Source organism: Coriobacteriaceae bacterium, from assembly GCA_025993015.1.
Taxonomy (GTDB): domain Bacteria; phylum Actinomycetota; class Coriobacteriia; order Coriobacteriales; family Coriobacteriaceae; genus Collinsella.
This window is the reverse complement of sequence record DAJPFV010000001.1, coordinates 181928-203514: the sequence shown is the minus strand read 5'-3', so window position 1 is coordinate 203514 and position 21587 is coordinate 181928. Positions and strand designations below refer to the sequence as shown.

The following is a 21587-nucleotide window of genomic DNA, read 5'->3' as shown; positions in this document are numbered from 1 at the left end:
CACCGGTTTCGCCCGTCAAACGGGCAACACTAATACTTACGTAATTCATTTTTTCGAAAGGAAATGAACCATGGGTGTTAACCTCTCCGGCCGTAGCTTCCTCAAGCTTCTCGACCTCACCACCGAGGAGATCGAGTACCTGCTCAAGCTTTCCAAGAACTTCAAGGACATGAAGCGCGCTGGCGTTCCGCACCGCTATCTCGAGGGCAAGAACATCGTTCTGCTCTTCCAGAAGACCTCCACTCGTACCCGCTGCGCCTTCGAGGTCGGCGGCATGGATCTGGGCATGGGCGTCACCTACCTCGATCCCGGTTCGTCGCAGATGGGCAAGAAGGAGTCCATCGAGGACACCGCCCGCGTTCTCGGCCGCATGTATGACGGCATCGAGTTCCGTGGCTTTGCCCAGGACGATGTCGAGGAGCTCGCTGCCAAGTCCGGCGTGCCCGTGTGGAACGGCCTGACCACCGAGTGGCACCCCACCCAGATGCTTGCCGACATCCTGACCGTCCAGGAGAACTTCAACTACGACATCAAGGGCAAGACCCTCGTCTTCATGGGTGACTGCAAGAACAACGTTGCTCGCTCCCTCATGGTTGTCTGCTCCAAGCTCGGTATGAACTTCGTGGCCTGCGGCCCCGAGGAGTGCATGCCCGCTGACGACGTCATCGAGGCCTGCAAGCCCATCGCCGAGGCCAATGGCTGCACCATCAAGCTGACCACCGACGTCAAGGACGGCGTCACCGGTGCCGACGTTATCTACACCGACGTGTGGGTCTCCATGGGCGAGCCCGACGAGGTCTGGGCCGAGCGCATCGCTCAGCTCACCCCGTATCGCGTTACCTCCGAGGTCATGGCTATGGCCAACCCGGGTGCCATCTTCCTGCACTGCCTGCCTAGCTTCCACGACACCAACACCACGATTGGCGCCGAGAAGTGCGAGCAGTTCGGCATCACCGAGCAGGAGGTCACCGACGAGGTCTTCGAGAGCCCCGCTTCCAAGGTCTTCGACGAGGCCGAGAACCGCATGCACACCATCAAGGCTGTCATGTACGCCACGCTCAAGTAAGAGCATCTAGCATCTCGCTCGGGGTGTATTGCTGCACACCCCGAGCGGCTTTGTCTGGTAAATATCTCGCGTCGGGCGGTGGGCACGGCACGGAAGATCCGCTTCGCGCGAGAAAGTTAAATGATTCATGAAGGGGGGATGAGAACCATGACTGAGACCGCTAAGAAAAAGCGCGGTATGCCTTCATCGTTCACCATTCTTCTAGCTCTGCTGGCAATTGTTGCAGTGATTACCGTTATCGTCTCCGGCACGTCCGGCGGCGCGGTTACCGCAGCCCGCCTGAGCGATTTCTGCACCGCCCCGATCCTGGGCTTCGCTGACGCTCTGCCCGTCTGCCTCTTCGTTATGATCCTGGGCGGCTTCCTCGGTATGATGACCGAGACCGGCGCCCTGGACAACGGCATCGCCGTTCTGGTGCAGAAGCTTAAGGGCAACGAGATCATGCTCGTTCCTGTCCTTATGCTCATCTTCTCCCTCGGTGGTACCACCTATGGTATGTGCGAGGAGACCGTTCCCTTCTACGCCCTGCTCGCCGCTACCATGATGGCCGCCGGCTTCGACCCCATGGTCGGCGCCGCTACCGTCCTGCTCGGCGCTGGCTGCGGCTGCTTGGGCTCCACGGTTAACCCGTTCGCCGTCGGTGCTGCCGTCGACGCTCTGACCGGCGTTGGCATTGAGGTCAACCAGTCCATCATCATCGGCCTCGGTGCCGTCCTGTGGATTGTCACCACCGCTATGTCCATCGTCTTCGTGATGAACTATGCCAAGAAGGTCAAGGCTGACAAGGGTTCCACCATCCTGTCGATGCAGGAGCTCAAGGACGCCGAAGAGGCTCACGGCAAGGCTGCTTCCGAGGTCCACAAGGAGGTCAAGCTCACCGGTCGTCAGAAGGGTGTTCTGATCGCCTTCGCCTTCACCTTCGTCGTCATGATCGTCGGCTTCATTCCGCTGGCCGACCTCAACGAGGGCGTCGCCAACTTCTTCGACGCTGGCGCTGTCTACGACGCCGACGGTAACGCCGTCGTCCAGGGCTGGTCTGCCCTGATCACCGGCCTGCCCATTGGCCAGTGGTACTTCGACGAGGCTTCCACCTGGTTCTTCCTCATGGCCGTCCTGATCGGTATCATCGGTGGCCTGTCCGAGAAGCAGATCGTTAACACCTTCATCACCGGCGCTGCCGACATGATGTCCGTTGTTCTCGTCATCGCCCTCGCCCGTGGTATCTCCGTCCTCATGGCTAACACCGGCCTCGACGTCTTCGTCCTCGACGCTGCCGCCAATGCCCTGGCTGGCCTGTCCGGCGTGATCTTCGCTCCCATGAGCTTCCTGGTCTACTTCGGCCTGTCCTTCCTGATCCCCTCGACCTCTGGTATGGCTACCGTCTCCATGCCCATCATGGGACCGCTGGCTGTTAAGCTCGGCTTCTCGCCCGAGGTCATGGTCATGATCTTCTCCGCTGCTATCGGTGTCGTGAACCTGTTCACCCCGACCTCCGGTGCCATCATGGGCGGTCTCGCCCTGGCCAAGATCGAGTGGACGACCTGGCTCAAGTTTGCCCTTAAGCTCATCGTCGCGCTCTCCGTCGTCTGCGCCATCATCCTGACCGTCGCCTGCGTGTTGCTCTAAGTACCCAACGGGTACCCCACGGAAACCTTGACGATCCTGTAAAGGATCATCTGGTCATCGTCTGTCCGGTGGGGTCAACCCACCGGTAGACTCCTACCTTTAGCCCCCTCCCGTTCCGTGCGCGGGAGGGGGCGCACTTATGTTGCGCGGTTCTACGAACCGCGCAACCAGTCGACGCTGCGCGCCGCCCAGGACGACAATTTGTCATTCAAAAGGCAAGGCATGACCAAAAGGTCTATGCCTCGCCTTTTTCATGCCAACTTGTACGTTCTGGACGGCGCTCGCTGTCCGTCCTCTGCCTGCGGCGCTTTCCATTGTTGGTGCAGAGGGCGCTTTGCCTACTCTGGCGGGCTTTCGCTGGCTTATGCTCAACCTGCGACGTTTCCATTATTGATACAAAGGCCAGGTTTGTTTGAACCAAAAAGGGGAAGTTGCGGTGGAATAGTTCCTGTTTGGCCGTCTTGAGGGGTTAAACGGGAACTATTTCACCGCAACTTATCGATGGCGTGTTTGGTTGGTGCCTGTTGATGGTCTGGGTATCGGGGAGGGCGGGCTCCGTTATAATCGCCTAGAACATTAAATGGAAACGGGACGGGAGCCATATATGCGCCAGGGTTTCGACAACGCGAAGTATATCGAGCTGCAGGCTGCTCACATTAAGGAGCGCATCTCGCAGTTTGGTGGCAAGCTCTATTTGGAGTTTGGCGGTAAGCTGTTCGATGACTATCATGCGAGCCGCGTGCTGCCGGGTTTTGAACCGGACAGCAAGTTCCGCATGCTCAAGAGCATCGCCGACGATGTCGAGGTTATCATCGCGATCAACGCAAACCACATCGAGAAAAACAAGGCTCGTGGTGACCTCGGCATTACCTATGACGAGGATGTGCTGCGCCTGGTTGACCTGTTCCGCGGCAACGGCTTTGCTGTCGCGGCTGTGGTCATCACCCAGTACGCCGGCCAGCCTGCTGCCGATGTGTTCCGCAACCGCCTGAACGCGCTCGGTATTCCCGCCAAGCTGCACTATCCCATCGAGGGGTATCCGCACGATGTCGATCTGATCGTGTCCGACGATGGCTACGGCAAGAATGAGTTTGTCGAGACCACCCGACCGCTCGTCGTGGTCACTGCCCCCGGTCCTGGCTCGGGCAAGCTTGCCACCTGCCTGTCTCAGCTCTATCACGAGCACAAGCATGGCACGGCCGCCGGCTATGCCAAGTTCGAGACCTTCCCGGTCTGGAACCTTCCCCTCACGCATCCGGTCAACATCGCCTACGAGGCGGCCACGGCGGACCTCGACGATGCCAATATCATCGACTCCTTCCACCTTGAGGCCTATAACAAGACCACGGTCAACTACAACCGCGACGTCGAGGCCTTCCCGGTGGTCCGTGCTCTGATGGAAAAGATCCTGGGCAAGAGCCCCTACCAGAGTCCTACGGACATGGGCGTCAATATGGTCGGCTTTGCCATCACCGATGACGATGCCTGCCGCGACGCTTCCAAGATGGAGATCGTCCGCCGCTACTTTACCGCGGTCGAAAATGTGCGCCGTACCGGCGTGGGCGATGAGCAAGTCGACCGTCTCAAGATCATTATGAAGAAAGCCGGCATCGATAAGAACTACTCACCGGCGCGCTCGGCGGCCCTCACCAGGGAGCAGCTGACGGGTGGTCCCGTGGGTGCCATGGTTATGCCCGATGGCTCCGTGGTGACCGGCAAGACTTCCACGCGCCTGGGCGCTGCGAGCTCGCTCATCATGAATGCACTTAAGCATGTCTCGGGCGTCGACCTTGAGCTCGAGGTCATTAGCGATGAAGCGATCGAGCCCATCAGCAAGCTCAAGACGCATTTCCTGGGCAGCAAAAACCCGCGCCTCCACACCGACGAGACGCTTATGGCGCTGTCGATCACCTCGGCCACGAGTGAGACGGCCGCTCGCGTCCTTTCGGGCCTGGAGCAGCTGCGCGGTTGCGATGCCTTCTTTAGCGTGATTATCTCGCCGACGGACGAGACGGTACTGCGCAAACTGGGTATCAACGTGTGCTGCGAGCCCAAGTTTGAGCGCCGCGGTTTCTTCCATCGCTAAGTTTGAAGCACCGCGGTAATTGCATTGCATTTTGGCCGTATCGGGTTAGCGCCCGGTACGGCTTTTTGATCAATAAAGCGCCTATTTCGGCGAAAAATAGCTGTTTACCTGCCTAGAAACAATTTGAGCGGTATACAATAACCGTAACTGTTTCATCCTTAGCGGGATGCCGCATGATGGATATTACCTGCCATCGTGAGGTGTGTCGGTCGCGCACGGCGCGTTAGATGCTCGTGCTCGGTTTGAGGAGGCTGCTATGGCGGGCAAGGGTCGTGCGAGTGTCAACGATATGAAGCGTGTCGAGGTGCTGGTGTTGATGGAGATCGACCAGCAAACCGAAGACAATGGCGGGCCGTATGGTTTCTCGCGCAAAACGCTTGCCGAGCGCGTGGGGGTTTCGCCGTATCGTGCCCGCGCCGCAATCGATCGCTTGGATTCCGAAGGCATGATTGATGTCGTCTCGCGTTATAGCGACGACGGCGGTCAGCTTGCAAATGGCATTTGCCTCACCGAACGTGGCGAGTGGTATCTTGAGGGCGTCCGTACCGGCATGCTCGTTCAAGAAATGCTTGAGGACGAGGTTGCTGATCGATAGCAGCATGTAACCCTTGCCATAGCGACGCCGCCTGGGAAACCGGGCGGCGTTTTGTTTCAAGATTGAGAAATGCAATCGCACGCGAGAAAAATTGCGAACGGTCCGCGGCGCGAGTATTACAATGAAGACCCGTAAGATGTGGATAAACAACTTCTACGGGAAGCGCAGGTAACTCAATATGACCAAGCATGTGTTCGTAACCGGTGGCGTGGTTTCGTCCCTGGGCAAGGGTATCACCGCGGCCTCGCTGGGCCGTCTGCTCAAGTCGCGTGGCTACAAAGTAATGATGCAGAAGGCCGATCCGTATCTGAACGTCGACCCCGGTACCATGAGCCCCTTCCAGCATGGTGAGGTCTTCGTTACCGAGGATGGTTACGAGTCCGACCTGGACCTGGGTCATTACGAGCGCTTTATTGATGAGAACCTGACCCGCGATTCCAACTTTACGACCGGCGCCATCTATAAGAGCTTGATCGCCCGCGAGCGTCGCGGCGACTTTTTGGGCGGTACCGTGCAGGTGATTCCTCACGTCACCAATGCCATTAAGGACAAGTTCCGCCGCATCGAGGAGCAGACCGGCTCCGATGTAGTCATCACCGAGCTGGGCGGCACGATCGGCGACATCGAGTCCCAACCGTTTGTCGAGGCCATCCGTCAGTACCGCAAGGAGGCCGGCCCCGAGAACGTCTGCTACATCCACGTGTCGCTCGTTCCCTATATCGCCGCCGCCCACGAGGTCAAGACCAAGCCCACGCAGCATTCCGTCAAGGAGCTCCGCAGCTTTGGCATCCAGCCCGATATCATCGTGCTGCGCTCCGACCACCATATCGATGACGCTATCCGCGGAAAGATCGCAAGCTTCTGCGACGTCGACACCGATTGTGTCTTTACCAACGAGGACTGCGCGAGCATTTACGATGTTCCGCAGCTGCTTGCCGAGCAGGACTTTGACCTGCGCATTTGCGAGCGCTTGGGTCTGGACCCGCGTGAGCGCGACATGAGCGAGTGGAATGAGTTCCTGCGCAAACAGAATCACGCCAACCATCACGCCGACAAGGTGAAGATCGCCGTCGTGGGCAAGTACACGCAGCTGCCCGATGCGTACCTGTCGGTTATCGAGGCCCTGCACCATGCGGGCGTCTTCTACGATCGCCATGTGGACGTCCAGCTGGTCGACGGCGAGAGCCTCGACGAGCAGAATGTCTCCGAGGTTTTGGGCGACGCCTCGGGCATCCTGGTCCCCGGCGGCTTTGGCAAGCGCGCCCTGGAGGGCAAGATCCTCGCGGCCGAGTTTGCCCGTGAGCACAAGATTCCGTATCTGGGCATTTGCCTGGGTATGCAGGTGGCCGTGTGCGAGTTCGCCCGCAACGTCGTCGGCCTTGCCGGCGCCAGCTCCTCCGAGTTCGATCCGGACGGCCCGTTTAGCGTCATCGATCTGATGAGCTCGCAGGAGGACGTGACCGAGAAGGGCGGCACCATGCGCCTGGGCGCCTATCCGTGCAAGCTCGCCGCCGATACCCTTGCTCGCGAGGCATATGGCGAGGAGCTCGTCTACGAGCGTCACCGTCATCGCTTTGAGTTCAACAACGCCTTCCGTGACCAGCTCGAGGACGCCGGCTTGGTTATCTCGGGTCTGTCGCCCGACGAGCGCCTGGTCGAGATGGTCGAGCTGCCGCGCGACGTGCATCCGTGGTATGTGGCAACCCAGGCTCATCCCGAGTTCAAGAGCCGCCCGACCAACCCGCAGCCGCTGTTCCGCGAGTTCGTGCGCGCTTCGATCGGCCAGCACGAGGGTGTCGACCGTCTGCAGGTGACGCCCATGAACCTCGCTACGGACTAAGGGTGCCGGCGAATAAGGAACATACCGAAGCTACTCCCTCGTCGCTCGCCGTGGCGGCGGGGGAGTATCTCGATTACCTCGCGGTCGAGCGGGGTTTGGCGCGCAACACGATTGCGGCCTACCGTCGTGACCTGACGACGTACTGCGCCTATCTGGAGCGGGCGGGTATTGTGTCTTTTGAAGAGGTGACCCGTCAGGTCGTGGAGGGCTTTGTCGCCGACCGTCGCGATGGGGGCTATTCCGATGCCTCGGTGGAGCGTGCGCTTGCGGCCGTGAAGGGCCTGCATGCCTTTTTGGTGCGCGATGGGGCTGTGGCCCAAAATCCAACGGCGGCGTTGCGCCTGCCTAAAAAGGCTGAGCGTTTGCCGGAGTATCTATCGGTGGAGGATGTCTCGGCGCTGCTCGATCAAGACTTCCCCGAGGGCGAGATGGGCTTGCGCGACCATGCCATCTTGGAAGTGCTCTACGGATGCGGCTTACGTGTGAGCGAGTTGGTGGGGCTCGATGTGGGCGATATCCATATCGACGATGGCTTTGTGCTCGTTCGCGGTAAGGGCTCAAAGGAACGCCTGTCACCGCTGGTGGGAAGCGCGGCGCGAGCTCTGACGCTCTATGTAACTGAGGGGCGTTCTCGCTTGGCGGTCCATGCCCGCGGAACCGAGACCTCGGCGGTCTTTTTAAATAAGAACGGCCGCCGTCTGTCGCGCCAGGGCATCCATGCCATCTGTGAGCGCTACGGGCGCCAGGTGGGACTGGTGGGGCTCCATCCCCATACGCTGCGTCACTCCTTTGCCACCCATATGCTTGCGGGCGGCGCAGACCTCCGTGTGCTACAGGAGATCTTGGGGCATGCCGATATATCGACCACGCAGATCTACACGCATGTCGATCGTACGCAACTGACCGAGGTCTATCTGGCGGCGCACCCGCTGGCACATCGCTAGCACCTCGCTGACCTGCATATTTATAAATATTAAAGGGGACGGGCCCCAGATTGCCGAGACGCACTTTTGCGCGCATGGGCAATCTGGGGCCCGTCCCATTTTTCGCCAGACACCGACGCGGTGGTGGGCCGTGTGTGTCGTGGGTGGGGGAGTTTGGGGGCGATGTGAACGGCGTGTAAAGGGACGTAAAAATCGCCTCAAGGTCAACTTGAAGGTTGAGGTTCGCGGGCGTGGTTCTACAGGTGGCATCACGCCTTTGCTGCAAACACAACATATTGTGTTTTCGAACATATGCTCGGGGGTGTTTTACAACATATTGAGGGTGGAGTGGTGGGGCGGGGTGGGGGAAGGGGTGGGGAAAGGTGTTGAAAAATGGGGCGGTTCCCCATATTATTGATGACGTCGACAGGCGGGGTGGTTCCCCGCGTACGTGCCATCTGAGTAACCGAGGGGAGGGCGCACATGGGAATGACGGGTGCATACGAGCGCAATCTCGATGCAAAAGGTCGTCTATCCCTGCCTGCACCCCTTCGCGAGGAGCTTGGAGAGCACGTTCGCGTGTTCAAAGCCCTGGATGTCGATGCTCTGTACGTGTTCTCTGCCGAGGCCTTCGATAAGTGGGTCGAAGGACTCTTCGCGGGTCGTGAGGGCCACGAGGGTTTTAACCCGCGTGACATCAACGACCAGAAGCTCATGAGGGCGATCAACAAGCGCACCACGTCGATGGACGTGGACAGCGCCGGTCGTATCGGTCTTTCCGAGTCTCTCCGCAAGCAGGCGAACCTCGACCGCGAGGTCACGGTTGTGGGCAACTACGACCACCTTGAGGTTTGGGATCGCGCCGCGGCCGATGAGGACGATGACGATGAGGCCCTGCTGGACCTCTTCTTCTCGTAAGGGCAAGGCACGGGTAACGGATGGAGCGTGGGATCTTGACACAAGAATATCGGCATGAACCTGTCATGCTCGGCGAAGTGCTTGAGTCGCTGCGGCTAAAGAGCGGCTCCGTTGTCTGCGATTGCACCCTTGGCGGTGCCGGCCATTCGGTAAAGATGGCCGCGCAGGTGGGGGAGACGGGCCTTTTGCTCGGCGTCGATCAGGACGACATGGCCCTCGAGGCCGCTGGTGCCCGTCTGGACCGCGAGGTTCCCGGCGTTCCGCACCAGCTGCTGAAGGGCAACTTCGGCGACTTGGACGAGCTGCTTTGCTCGGCCGAGGTGCCCGGGGTCGATGGCTTCCTGTTCGATTTGGGCGTTTCGTCACCGCAACTCGATATCCCTGGCAGGGGCTTTTCGTATAACGAGGACGCCCCATTGGACATGCGGATGGATCCGGGTAATAACACCTTAAACGCAGCTGAGGTCATCAACACCTATAACGAACACGACCTCGCCCGGATTCTACGCGTCTACGGAGAAGAGAAGTTCGCCTCGCAGATTGCGCGCGAGATCGTGCGCCGCCGCGAGCAAGAACCGATCGAAACCACCGGCCAATTTGTCGAGATCATCAAGGCGGGTATCCCGGCTGCCGCTCGTCGGCATGGCGGACACCCGGCCAAGAAAAGTTTCCAGGCCATTCGCATCGAGGTCAATCACGAGCTCGATGTGCTCGAACGAGGGCTTGATGCCGCCACCAGGTGGCTCAACCCGGGCGGATGTATCTGCGTCATCTCGTATCACTCGCTCGAGGACCGTATCGTAAAGAACCACTTTAAGGAGATGAGCCAGGGGTGCACGTGTCCGCCGGAGATTCCGGTGTGCGTGTGCGGCAACGTGCCGATACTCAAGGTCATCACCCGCAAACCCTTGGTTGCCCAGCCTGATGAGGTTGAGCGCAACCCTCGGGCGAGATCAGCCAAAATCCGCGTGGCGCAGCGTCTGTAGGCGCGACCGCGCGATATTGGACCTCCCGCTCGCACCATAAACGAAGCTTAAACACACTACCAACGTACTCGGGATGGGAGGCGGCATATCATGGGCTACAACACTTCAAGCGCAGCACTCGCCTATGATATGAACGCCATGCCCGCCTATCGTGAGACGCCGCAGGCCCCCGTTGCTCCCCGTGAGCAGCGCGCGCCGCGCTTTGATGTCTACACGGGCGCGGGCCGTCAGGCAAACCAGGCGGTAAGCCCGGTTTTCATGAGCGTTCTTAAAACGTTTTGCATCATTGCGGCTATCTTCATGACGATCGGCGTCGCCCGCGTGGCGCTCGCCGGCGTTACGGCCCAGGTGCTCAACAGCAACGCCGAGCTTACCAGCACGCTCGAAAAGGCGACCGATGAGAGCTCCGACCTGGAGGTCATGCATTCGGTCTATGGCGCCGACACGCGCATTCGCGACCTTGCGGGCGCTTATGGCATGGTGGAGCCCAGCGAGAGCGTTACACTTGACTTTTCGCAGGATGCAGCCGCGGGCGCCAACGCGACCGCGACCGCTCAGTAGCAAGACGGTAGCTGAGTATGACAAATGACTATCGCCGCGGTTCCGATGGGGGCCGCGGTTCTGGACGTCCCTCGTCGCGGGGACGTTCTGGTTATCAAGGAACGGGTCGGCAATCTTACAACGCCGGGCAGTCCCGTGGCAACGACCCGGCGTCGCGACTTCGCGGCTCGGACGGCCCTCAAATGCATAACACCAGGTCGCGCAAGAGTTCGTCGACCGAATGGCTCACAGGCACGCCTCTGCCTCGCCGCAAAGCCATCATGGGCTTCATCGGGCTTGGTTTGAGCTTGGGCGTCTTTCGCCTTGCCGACTATCAAATTGTCGAAGCCGATAAACTGCGCGAGCGTGCCGATGCGCGCCGCCTGCTTGCACAGACCCTCTATGCCAAGCGCGGCACCATCTACGACCGCAACGGTAACGTGCTGGCGTCGTCGGTCGAATGTCGCAACATCGCCGTGAACCCGCAGCTTGTCGAGGATGTTGACAAGACGGTGTCGGCGCTGGTCAAGGCAACTGGAATCGATAAAAAGACCTGCCGCAAGCTCGTCGAGTCCGATGGCACCTGGGTGTATATCAAGCGCCAGGTGGACGAAGACGATGCTGCGGCGCTGGAGAAGAAGAACCTGCCCGGCGTGCTTTTTGAGCAGGCCATGAAGCGCGTATATCCATACGGCAATCTGGCATCGCAGGTGCTGGGTGTAGTGAATGTAGACAACGACGGCTTGACGGGTCTCGAAAAGCAATACAACAAGCTTCTGACCGGCACGAATGGTACCCTCGTGCGCGAGCGCGCGAGGGACGGCAGCTATATCGCGGGCGGTGCCTATAAAAAGGTGGCTGCGGTCGACGGCGTTGACATCGTGACGACGCTCGACGTCAATATGCAGCGAGCGGCTGAGGATGCTTTGGCGGAGGCTGTCGAGAAGACAAAGGCCAAGAACGGCTCGGCTTTGGTCACCGACCCCACGACTGGTGAAATTCTCGCCGCCTGCTCGTACCCGACCTACGACCAGACCGATCTGGAAAACGCCAAGACCGAGGATATGAACTTGCGCCTGGTCACCGACGCCTACGAGCCCGGCTCGGTCTTTAAGACGCTCGTGGCGGGCGCCGGCTTCGACTTGGGCGTCGTGCGATCGAGTACGTCGTTTGAGGTGCCGGCGAGCATCAAGGTGGGTGACGATACCGTCACCGATGCCGACAAGCGCGACTATGCCATGACCATGGATGTGCGCGAGATGATGCGCCGTTCGTCCAACGTGGGCTTTGTCCTGGTGGGGCGCAAGATCGGTGCGGATGACTTTGCCGCCTATGTGGACAAGTGGGGCATAGGTCACAGCTCCGGTGTCGATTTTCCGGGCGAGAGCCTGGGCATCGTCAAGGAGCGTGACCAGTATGACGGCGCCACGCTGGGTTCGATGAGCTTTGGACAGGCGCTGTCCGTCTCGCCGATTGAGATCGCACGTGCCGTGGGCGGCATCGCCAACGGCGGCGTGATGATGACCCCGCACTTCTATAAGTCCAGCAAAGGCGACGAGAAGGACTGGGGCGAAGGCGAACGCGCGATTTCTGAGGACGCCGCATCCCAGGTGACATCGTGCATGCAGACGGTCGTGTCCGAGGGAACGGGCGTTGGCGGCGCGGTTGACGGCTATGACGTGGCGGGTAAGACCGGTACGGCCGAACGTGCCGACGAGAACGGCGGCTACCTCAAGGAGAACTACATGTCGTCCTTTATGGGCTTTGCACCGGCACAATCGCCCAAGGTGCTGTGCTATATCACGCTCGACGGAACGCCGAGCGGCTCAGATGCCGCTGCGGTGCCGTTCCAGTCCATTATGGCCAACGCGCTCGACGTGCTGGGTATCCCGCACACGAAGTAGGGGGTTACAATCTTTGGGGCGTGGTTTGTTGTCCCATATGAGGGGTGTTCACATGCCCTGCACCACGCATGCGCGGCGCTGGGATACAATACGCCGATAGCATTATTAGGTTTACAGGGGAGCTGCAATGATAGAGATCGCCGTCAACAACCTCGCGGCCGCAACAGGGGCCCGAACCGTGACGGGAGAAGCCGATCGGGTATGCCGCGGGTGCGTTATCGACTCGCGCCAGGTCGAGGAAGGGACGATTTTCGTCGCCTTTCCCGGTGAAAACGTCGACGGCAATGATTTTGCTTCCCGTGCCGTCCAGTCGGGTGCCGGCGCCGTCGTAATGACGCGTGAGCCCGAGGCTGAGCTGGTCTCGCTGGCGCAGGACAAGGGCTGTGCCATCCTGCTGACCGATGATCCCGAGGACTTTCTGCTGCGTTTGGCGCACACGTACCGTCTGGAGCTCGGCTGCCTGGTCGTTGGTATTACCGGTTCCATCGGCAAGACGACGACCAAGGACGTGCTCGCCGCCGTGCTCGCCAAGCGCTATCGTGTCTGGGCCACCAAGGGCAATTTCAATAACCTGATCGGCATGCCGCTCACGGTGCTTTCCGCTCCGGCCGATACCGAGGTCCTGGTGCTCGAGATGGGCATGAACCATTTCCACGAGATCGAGCGCCTGTCCCAGTCCGCCAATCCCAACCTTGCCGTCGTGAGCAAGATTGGTACCTCTCATATCGGCATTTTGGGTAGCCGCGAGAACATCGCCCGCGCTAAGGCCGAGATTGTCCAGGGTATGTGCGCCGCTGGCGACTTCTTGCCGCTGCTGGTTTTGGGCGGCGAGGACGACTTTACGCCGTTCATTCGCGATACGTTCGCCCAGCCTGCTGGTATCGACGTGATGCTGGCCGGCGTCTCGGACGATGATGAGGTCCGTGCCCGCGACATTCGTGTTGATGACGAGGGCCGTCCGGTCTTTACGCTCGATTTTGGCCAGGGTGAGACGATCGATACCATGCTTGCCATCCCCGGCGTGCAGTCCGTTCCTAATGCCGTTAAGGCCGCCGCGGTTGCCTATCGCCTGGGCGTGACGCCCGAGCAGATCGATGCTGCCTTTAGAGGCCTCACGATCACCGGTCACCGCCAGGAGATCAAGCGCGCCAAGAGCGGTGCCCGCGTCATCGACGATTCCTATAACGCCAGTGCCGAATCCATGGCTGCTGGTCTCGATCTACTGTGCTCGCTTTCGTGCACGGGGTCTCGTATGGCGATCCTGGGCGAGATGGGCGAGATGGGCGATGAGGCTCCTCGCATGCATGAGCTCGTGGGCGCCTATGCCGCCGCCAAGAAGCTCGACATGCTGGCGTGCGTGGGTGGTGAGCTGGCCCAGCTTATGGCCGATGCCGCGCGCATGATGGGCATGGACGAGGACCGCATCCAGGTGTTCTCCGATTATCAGCAGGTGCTCGACCGCATGGGCGGCGCGCTTGAAAAACATGATGTTGTACTGGTCAAGGGTTCCCGCTTTGTTGAGCTCGACCGCTTTGTGGAAGGTGTGTGCTAGCCCATGTTCGGCAATCCCTCGTATCCAACGTATCAGGCTTTTTTGGGGCTTGGCATCGCCGCTGCCATTGCGCTGCTGCTCATGCCGTGGTGGATCAAGCTGCTCAAGGTCGAGGGTATCGGCCAGCAGGTTCGTGCCGACGGCCCCAAGCGTCATTTGGTTAAGCAGGGAACGCCCACCATGGGTGGTGTTGTCATTCTCGTCGCGATCTCGCTGACCTGCCTGCTGATGGGCAAGCTCACCACCGAGCTCGTGCTCGTGCTGCTCGCCACGCTGGCGACCGGCGTGCTGGGCCTGATCGACGACCTGACTTCCGTTACGCATGGGCGCTCGCTCGGTCTGACGCCTCATGCCAAGATGATCGGCCTAACCATTATCTGTGTCACCTTTACGGTACTTGCCGTCAACTGGTGCGGCGTCGCCCCCGAGATTCGTTTTCCCGGCGGCCTGACGATTGACCTCGGTGTTCTTTCGACCACCATCTGCGGCCTTTCGTTCCCGTGGCTCTACATTGTCTTTTGCTGGCTGATGATCGCCGGTCTTTCTAATGCCGTGAACCTGACCGATGGCCTTGACGGTCTTGCTGGTGGCACCTCCATGATTGCCATGCTCGCCATGGCTGCCATGGCGTTTTTGCACGGAGACGTGAACCTGTCCATCTTCTGCACCGCATGTGCCGGTGCCTGCTTGGGCTTTCTGTGGTTCAACTGCTATCCGGCGAGCATCTTTATGGGCGATACCGGCTCGCTTGCCCTGGGCGCCGCGTTTGCCTGCACGTCCATCATGACCAACACCGAAGTCGTTTCCCTCATCATCGGCGGCCTGTTTATCGTTGAGACCCTGTCGGTCATGATTCAGGTTGTCTATTTCCACTTTACGCACAAGCGCGTCTTCCTTATGGCGCCCATCCATCATCATTTCGAAAAGAAGGGCTGGGCCGAGACCAAGGTCGTCATCCGTTTTTGGATTATCGCTGCGGCCTTTGGTGCCGTTGGCCTTGCTCTGTTCTTCCAGTTGGGATAGTGGTCTTTCATGCCTCTTGCTGATGTCTTTAGCCTGCTCGTTTTGGGTCAGGGCAAATCCGGTCTCGATGTCGCCCGCTGGGCGCTGGCGCATCCCGAGCGCGTGAGCGCCGTTACCGTGTATGGCGGCGGCACCTCTGAGCCCAATGACGCCACGCGTGCGCTCGAGGCTGCTGGTGCGGCGTTTGTCTATGGGACCGAACAGGTCGAGGGCGTCTATGACGTATGCGTGACGTGCCCGGGCATCTCGGAGTTCTCGGGCTTCTTTAAGGCCGGGCGCGAGCATGCCGCCCAGATTATGGGTGAGCCCGAGTTTGCCTATCGCCTGTCACCCGATAACTGGATTGCCATCACGGGCACCAACGGCAAGACGACCACCACGTCGCTGACTGATTATCTGCTCAAGGCTGCCGGCGAGGCCAGTGTAGCTGTCGGCAACATCGGCGAGCCGCCGGTCAACGAGATTGACGGCCGAGCCCATAACGAGTGGTTTGTGGCCGAGCTCTCGAGCTATCAGATTGCTACGACCACCGAGCTCCACCCCCGCGTGGCGGTGCTGCTCAACATCACTCCCGACCACTTGGGCTGGCATAAGAGCCATAAGAACTACGCGCTTGCCAAGATTAAACTGTTTGCCAATATGGTCGATGACGATCTGGTGGTTGTCGACGTCGAAGACGCCGGCATTCACGAGTTCGATGAGTACATCTACACGCCGGGTCGTCGCATCTGCAAGGTTGCCTTTGACGAGCCTGAGGGCGAGGATGCCGCCTTTGTGCGCGATGGCAAGATGATCGTGCGCCTGAAGGGCGTCGAGACCCCGCTCATCGCTACATCCGAGCTCAAGATCTCGGGCCATCACAATGTTATCAATGCCCTGTGCGCTGCCACGGCTGCCCTGGCAGTCGGTGCCGATGTCGATGGCGTCTGCCGCGGTCTGGCCTCGTTCCAGCCGCTCGAGCACCGCGTGGAGCCGTGTGGCGAGATTGACGGCGTGCGCTACGTCAACGATTCCAAGGCGACCAACACCGATGCGGTCGAGAAGGCACTGACGGCATTTCCCGATGACGACGTGATCTTGCTGCTCGGCGGCCACGATAAGGGCACGCCGCTCACGGACTTCGCACGCGTTGTTATGGATAACGTACGCTCGGTCGTCTGCTTTGGCGATGCGCGCGAGCGCTTCACCGCCGCTATGGACGAGGCCGATGTCGATGGCGATGTGGATATCGCCCAGGCGGATGACCTGCGCGATGCCGTGGACGTCGCCCGTTCGCTGTCGAGCCGTGGTGACGTGATCTTACTTTCTCCTGCCTGTTCTTCGTTCGATGAGTTCTCGGGCTATGAGGAGCGCGGCCGCGTGTTTAAGGACTATGTGGCCCAGCTTGCCGCTGCGGCGAAATCGCAAATGGAATAGGGGTTGCCGGTGAGAGAGGAGAGCCCCCGACAAGGTATGAGGAGGCCCGACTCGGACCGTGCTTCCTCGCGGCGCAGCACACCGCGTTCCGGTCGCGGCGGGCAGACGTTTAGCGAACGCTATATTGCCGGCGTTCCCGCCCGTATCATGCGCCCCCGTTTGATATTCATGGCCTGCCTGTTTACCTTGGTGTGCTTTGGCCTGCTGATGGTGTACTCGGCGTCTTCGGTCGAGGCGCTGCACGAGAATGGCTCGGCGACGTTTTTTCTGTTTCGACAAGCCGCGTTTGCCGGAGTTGGCGTGCTGGCTATGGTTGCCATCGTGCGCATCTTGCCGGACAGTTGGTTTGGGGAAGACGTGCTCAGGATCTTCCTCATCGGCATGATGGGGCTACTGCTTCTGGTGTTCTTGGTGGGCAGCGGCAGCCGTGGCGCCACGCGCTGGCTCAACATCGCCGGTATTCAGTTCCAGCCTTCCGAGTTTTTAAAGCCATTTGCCATTGCGTATTCGGCCATCATGCTTGATCGTTTCTTTTCGCCCGGTGGCAACATCAACGAATTCCTTCGCAAGATGGGCATCTACTTGGGCATTTCGCTCTTTCTGATCTTTATCCAGCCCGATTTCGGTACTGTCCTGATCATCCTGTTGACCCTCATGTGCATGGCGTTGTTTGCGGGTCTCGACCCCAGATTTATCATCGGCGTGCTAATCTTCGGCATTCTCGTGATCGTGATTGCGCTTGTTGCAGAGCCGTACCGTATGGTGCGTATTCAGGTTGCCTTGAACCCTTGGGCCGACGAGTATGGTGACGGCTATCAGGCCACGCTTGCCATCATGGCCTTTGCCTCGGGCGGTCTGTTCGGCCGTGGCATCGGCAACTCAACCATGAAGTACTCGTATCTGCCCGAGGCGCACAATGACTACATCCTGGCCATCATTGGCGAGGAAGTCGGTTTTGTCGGAACCGTGCTGTTCTTCTTGGTGTTTGCGATGCTGGTCTACTCGGCGTTTCGCATTGCCGAGCAGGCGACCGATCGTCGGGGCGCGCTTATGGCGTCTGGCTCCGCGGTCATTCTCGCGGTGCAGTTTTTGATTAATGCGCTTGGCATCCTCAACGTGTTTCCCATGACGGGCAAACCGTTGCCGTTTATTAGCTACGGCGGTTCGTCGATTATTGTGTCGCTTATGCTTGCCGGGTTGATCCTGCGCGTTTCGTACGAGAGCGCCCGTCGCGATGAGTACGACCGTCGCCGCGAGAGCTTTGCCGTTATGGATGAGAGTACCGCCGGCGTGCCCCACGTGCGCGGCGAGCGATCTTCGCGTAACGGTTTTACCGTCCTGGATGGCTCTGCGACCGAGCCGGCAGCCCGCCCGCGTCAGCGAACGGCGCCGCAAGGTCGTCCTCAGCGCCCCAGCCCTCGCAACGCGGGCGGCGGATATAATCGAATCGATTTGAACTCGGACCCGTCGGCGCGTCTGCGTACCGACGACTAGGGACCGCGTGTACGAAGGGACTACCATGACCGATAAAATGACCGTTGCTATTGCAGCCGGCGGCACGGCCGGGCACATCAACCCCGCGCTCGCCTTGGCCGAAGAGCTGCGTGACCGTGGCCACCACGTTGTGTTCGTGGGCCAGTCGCGCAAGCTCGAGGGTCGTCTGGTCCCCGAGGCTGGGTTTGATTTTGTGCCCATTACGGTCACGGGCTTCGACCGCTCCCGTCCTTGGACGGCGCTGACCTCGCTGTGGCGTGTCAACAAAGCCAAGCGTGCGCTCGCCAGTCATTTCTCAAAGGTCGGCAAGCCCGATGCCGCCATTGGTTTTGGTGCCTATGTCGAGGTTCCGCTGCTGGGGTGGTGCAAGGGCGCGGGCGTTCCGTATCTGCTGCATGAGCAGAACTCTGTTCCGGGCCTGGCCAACAAGATGATGAACTCCCACGCCGCCCGCGTGTGCATCTCGGTGCCGGCAGCGCGTTCGGTCTTTGAGCGCGAAGGTGACCCTGACCACGTGCTCATGACCGGCAACCCCGTACGTCGCTCGGTGATCGAGGGCGATCGCGCTCGCGGCCGCAAGGCACTTGGCGTTCCCGAGGACGCTACGCTGCTGCTCGTCTTTGGCGGTTCACTTGGCGCCCAGCACCTCAACGAGCGTGTGGCTTCGCTCAAAAACGAGCTGCTTTCGCGCAAGAACCTCTATGTGTTGCATTCGACGGGTGCCGACGGCTTTGAGGAGACCGAGCGCGCTTTGGCGCTGACGCCCGAGGAGGCGAAGCGTTACCGCGTCCAGCCTTACATCGACAACATGGGCGATATGCTGGCTGCTGCCGATTTGGTGCTCTCGCGTTCGGGCGCATCGAGCGTGGCCGAGATCGCTGCACTCGCCGTGCCTTCGGTGCTCGTGCCGTACCCGCATGCGACGGCCGACCACCAAACCACCAATGCCCGTTATCTGGTCGACGCTGGGGCCGGCGTGCTCTGCGCCGATGCCGATATCGACGGTTCTGCCTTTGCCGATGAACTGCTGCACCTGGTCGATGACGCGGCGGCGCGCGACGCCATGCGTCAGGCGGCGCGTGGTCTGGCCCAGGATAGGGCCGCCGCTCTTCTGGCGGATGCGGTAGAGGGTTTGCGTTAGTTAGACGGGATATCGTCGGTCGCCCTCGCGCTGATGCGGTAGGTGCGGTACAGTTAACGGGTTACAGGCAGTGTTTACGCAAGGAGTACACGAGCACATGGCTGATTCCCAGACTGCAACCTCCGCGCCCGAGTTTAAGAGCGCCCACTTTATCGGTATCGGCGGCGCCGGCATGAGCGGCATCGCCCTCGTTCTGCACGAGCGCGGTTATGCCGTTACCGGCTCCGACCTTAAGACGTCACGTTATATCCGCCAGCTTACCCGCGCTGGTGTGAAGGTGCATGTGGGCCATGAGGCCGCCACGATCGACGAGGTCAAGCCCGACGTGGTTGTTGTCTCCACCGCTATTCCGGAGTCCAACCCTGAACTCGTGCGCGCTCGCGAGCTTGGTATTCCCGTGTGGCCCCGTGCTAAGATGCTCTCTGCTTTGGGCCACGGCTACACCACCGTCGCTGTTGCCGGCACGCATGGCAAGACCACCACGTCTTCGATGTGCGCCACCATGCTCGACCGCATGGGTCTGGATCCGAGCTTCTTGATCGGTGGCATCGTCGAGGGCTATGACACGAACGGCAAGAACGGCTCGGGCGACTACTTTGTCGCCGAGGCCGACGAGTCCGACAGCTCCTTCCTGTTCCTGAACCCCAACGTGGTCATTGTGACCAACGTCGAGGCCGACCACCTCGATCACTACTCGGGTATCGAGGAGATCGAGGCAACTTTCGCCAAATTCATGAGCCTGGTGGGCGAGGACGGCACCGTCATCGTCTGCGGTGAGGACCCGCATCTGGTCGAGCTCGCCAAGTCGACGGGTCGTCACGTGCTTTCCTACGGCTTTGCCGAGGGCAACGACATCGTCTGCATGCACCCGGATGTCAAGGGCATCCAGAGCGACTTTATCGTTCGCTTTGAGGACGGCACTGAGCATGCCGTGGAGATCAAGAGCAATCCCGGTCGCCACAACATGCTCAACGCCACGGCGGTACTCACCGTCGCCCATGTCCTGGGCCTTGACATCGACGCCGCCGCCAAGGCGCTTTCGAGCTTTGAGGGCGTCCGTCGTCGCTTTACCCACGTGGGCGATATCGATGGCATCACCGTGGTCGATGATTACGGCCATCACCCCACCGAGATCAAGGCGACGCTTGCTGCCGCTTCGTCGCTGGGCTACAAGCACGTCGACGTCGTGTTCCAGCCGCACCGCTATTCGCGCCTGCAGGCCCTGTGCGACGACTTTGCCGATGCATTTGCCAATGCCGATAAACTGCTGCTGATTGATGTGTTCTCGGCTGGCGAGATGCCCATTCCGGGTGTCACCTCTAAGATGCTCGCCGATACCGTGCGCGCCAAGCATCCTGGTAAGGAGGTCGTGTATTGCTCCAGCCGTCTTGAGCTTAATCAGGAGCTCGAGCAGATGGTGGGCGAGGGCGACCTGCTGCTCACAATGGGTGCCGGTGACGTTACGACCGTCGGTCCCGAGTTTATCGAGTATCTGACTGCCAAGAAAGACGCTTAAGTCTAATGGGTCTGTTTAACGCCGTCATGGCGCTCTCGGGCATGATCGACACGGATGTGATCGAGGACGAGCGCCTTGCGCGTCATACGAGCTATCGTATCGGCGGCAAGGCCGACCTCTTTGTGACGTGCCATAGCTATCATGCCCTCCGCCGCGCCGTGGCGGTGCTCGATCGCGAGCAGGTGCCGTGGGTCATCGTCGGCAAGGGCTCCAATCTGCTGGTTGCCGATGGCGGTTATCGCGGTGCCGTCATTTCGCTCGGACGTGAGTTTCAGCGCACGGTTGTTGCCGATGACGGTTGTACGCTGACGGTCGGTGCGGGCGTGATGTTTGCGCGCCTGGTCAACGATGCCCTGTCGCGTAGCCTCTCGGGCCTTGAGTTTGCCGTTGGCATCCCCGGGTCGGTCGGCGGTGCGATATCTATGAATGCCGGCACACGGACCGAATGGATTGGCTCGCTGGTTGAGGATGTCGTAACGTTTGACCCGGTATCCGGTATCAAGCATTATGCGGGGTCCGAGATCACTTGGGGCTACCGCGAATGTAGCCTTCCCCGCAATGAGATCATCCTCGAGTGCGTGCTCAAACTTAAACCGGCGCCCAAGGCCGACATTCGCGAGCGCATGGAGCGGTGCCTGACGAGGCGCAAGCGTACACAGCCCATGGGTCGCGCATCCTGCGGGTCGGTCTTTCGCAACCCGCCCGATGCGAGTGTGGGCAAGCTTATCGAGGATTGTGGATTAAAGGGTTTTTCGATTGGCGGCGCGGAAGTTTCGCCCGTTCACGCTAATTTTATCGTTAATAACGGAACTGCCTCGGCCGATGACGTTGCCGCGGTTATCAGACATGTGCACGGAAAGGTGAGGGAGGCGTATGGCATCGAGCTCAGACCGGAAGTTAAATTCCTCGGCTTCTAGAGCATCGAAACCCACCTTCCGCCGCGCCGGAGGGCGTTCCGGCG

At 60.1% G+C, this 21587-nt stretch carries 17 protein-coding genes; all 17 read left to right on the top strand.

Going from position 1 to position 21587, the window contains the following annotated elements; translation table 11 throughout:
- Positions 1–70: 70 nt before the first annotated feature.
- Positions 71–1066 carry an ornithine carbamoyltransferase gene (argF, locus tag OIL77_00900; GenBank protein HJI43984.1) on the top strand — a complete coding sequence of 332 codons (996 nt, stop codon included), beginning with the start codon at positions 71–73 and terminating at the stop codon, positions 1064–1066.
- 147 nt (positions 1067–1213) lie between these two features.
- Positions 1214–2692 (top strand): YfcC family protein, encoded by a 1479-nt coding sequence (locus tag OIL77_00895; GenBank protein ID HJI43983.1) that lies wholly within the window; start codon positions 1214–1216, stop codon positions 2690–2692.
- A gap of 604 nt (positions 2693–3296) precedes the next feature.
- On the top strand, positions 3297–4778 hold the full coding sequence (locus OIL77_00890) for a DUF1846 domain-containing protein (protein ID HJI43982.1): 1482 nt from the start codon (positions 3297–3299) through the stop codon (positions 4776–4778).
- A 256-nt stretch (positions 4779–5034) separates the two neighbouring features.
- Positions 5035–5373 carry a hypothetical protein gene (locus tag OIL77_00885; GenBank protein ID HJI43981.1) on the top strand — a complete coding sequence of 113 codons (339 nt, stop codon included), beginning with the start codon at positions 5035–5037 and terminating at the stop codon, positions 5371–5373.
- A gap of 178 nt (positions 5374–5551) precedes the next feature.
- Positions 5552–7213: a CTP synthase gene (locus OIL77_00880; protein ID HJI43980.1), complete on the top strand. Its 1662-nt coding sequence runs from the start codon at positions 5552–5554 to the stop codon at positions 7211–7213.
- 2 nt (positions 7214–7215) lie between these two features.
- A complete protein-coding gene (gene xerD, locus OIL77_00875; protein ID HJI43979.1) occupies positions 7216–8157 on the top strand; it encodes a site-specific tyrosine recombinase XerD in 942 nt (313 codons plus the stop codon).
- A gap of 462 nt (positions 8158–8619) precedes the next feature.
- Positions 8620–9054, top strand: a complete 435-nt coding sequence (locus OIL77_00870) for a division/cell wall cluster transcriptional repressor MraZ (protein HJI43978.1) — start codon at positions 8620–8622, stop codon at positions 9052–9054.
- Positions 9055–9074: 20 nt separating this feature from the next.
- A complete protein-coding gene (gene rsmH, locus OIL77_00865) occupies positions 9075–10040 on the top strand; it encodes a 16S rRNA (cytosine(1402)-N(4))-methyltransferase RsmH (GenBank protein HJI43977.1) in 966 nt (321 codons plus the stop codon).
- Between the two features lie 90 nt (positions 10041–10130).
- Positions 10131–10601: a hypothetical protein gene (locus OIL77_00860; protein HJI43976.1), complete on the top strand. Its 471-nt coding sequence runs from the start codon at positions 10131–10133 to the stop codon at positions 10599–10601.
- A gap of 260 nt (positions 10602–10861) precedes the next feature.
- Entirely contained in the window at positions 10862–12484 is a 1623-nt protein-coding gene (locus tag OIL77_00855) for a penicillin-binding protein 2 (protein HJI43975.1), read from the top strand.
- 127 nt (positions 12485–12611) lie between these two features.
- Positions 12612–14036 (top strand): UDP-N-acetylmuramoyl-tripeptide--D-alanyl-D-alanine ligase, encoded by a 1425-nt coding sequence (locus OIL77_00850; protein ID HJI43974.1) that lies wholly within the window; start codon positions 12612–12614, stop codon positions 14034–14036.
- A 3-nt stretch (positions 14037–14039) separates the two neighbouring features.
- Positions 14040–15059: a phospho-N-acetylmuramoyl-pentapeptide-transferase gene (gene mraY / locus OIL77_00845; protein ID HJI43973.1), complete on the top strand. Its 1020-nt coding sequence runs from the start codon at positions 14040–14042 to the stop codon at positions 15057–15059.
- A gap of 9 nt (positions 15060–15068) precedes the next feature.
- Complete coding sequence (murD, locus tag OIL77_00840) at positions 15069–16475, top strand: UDP-N-acetylmuramoyl-L-alanine--D-glutamate ligase (protein HJI43972.1); 1407 nt, start codon at positions 15069–15071, stop codon at positions 16473–16475.
- A gap of 147 nt (positions 16476–16622) precedes the next feature.
- Positions 16623–17969: a putative lipid II flippase FtsW gene (ftsW, locus tag OIL77_00835; protein HJI43971.1), complete on the top strand. Its 1347-nt coding sequence runs from the start codon at positions 16623–16625 to the stop codon at positions 17967–17969.
- Positions 17970–17994: 25 nt separating this feature from the next.
- Positions 17995–19110 carry an undecaprenyldiphospho-muramoylpentapeptide beta-N-acetylglucosaminyltransferase gene (gene murG / locus OIL77_00830; GenBank protein HJI43970.1) on the top strand — a complete coding sequence of 372 codons (1116 nt, stop codon included), beginning with the start codon at positions 17995–17997 and terminating at the stop codon, positions 19108–19110.
- 97 nt (positions 19111–19207) lie between these two features.
- Positions 19208–20626 (top strand): UDP-N-acetylmuramate--L-alanine ligase, encoded by a 1419-nt coding sequence (gene murC / locus OIL77_00825; protein ID HJI43969.1) that lies wholly within the window; start codon positions 19208–19210, stop codon positions 20624–20626.
- Positions 20627–20631: 5 nt separating this feature from the next.
- On the top strand, positions 20632–21543 hold the full coding sequence (murB, locus tag OIL77_00820) for a UDP-N-acetylmuramate dehydrogenase (GenBank protein ID HJI43968.1): 912 nt from the start codon (positions 20632–20634) through the stop codon (positions 21541–21543).
- The last annotated feature ends 44 nt before the right edge of the window (positions 21544–21587 follow it).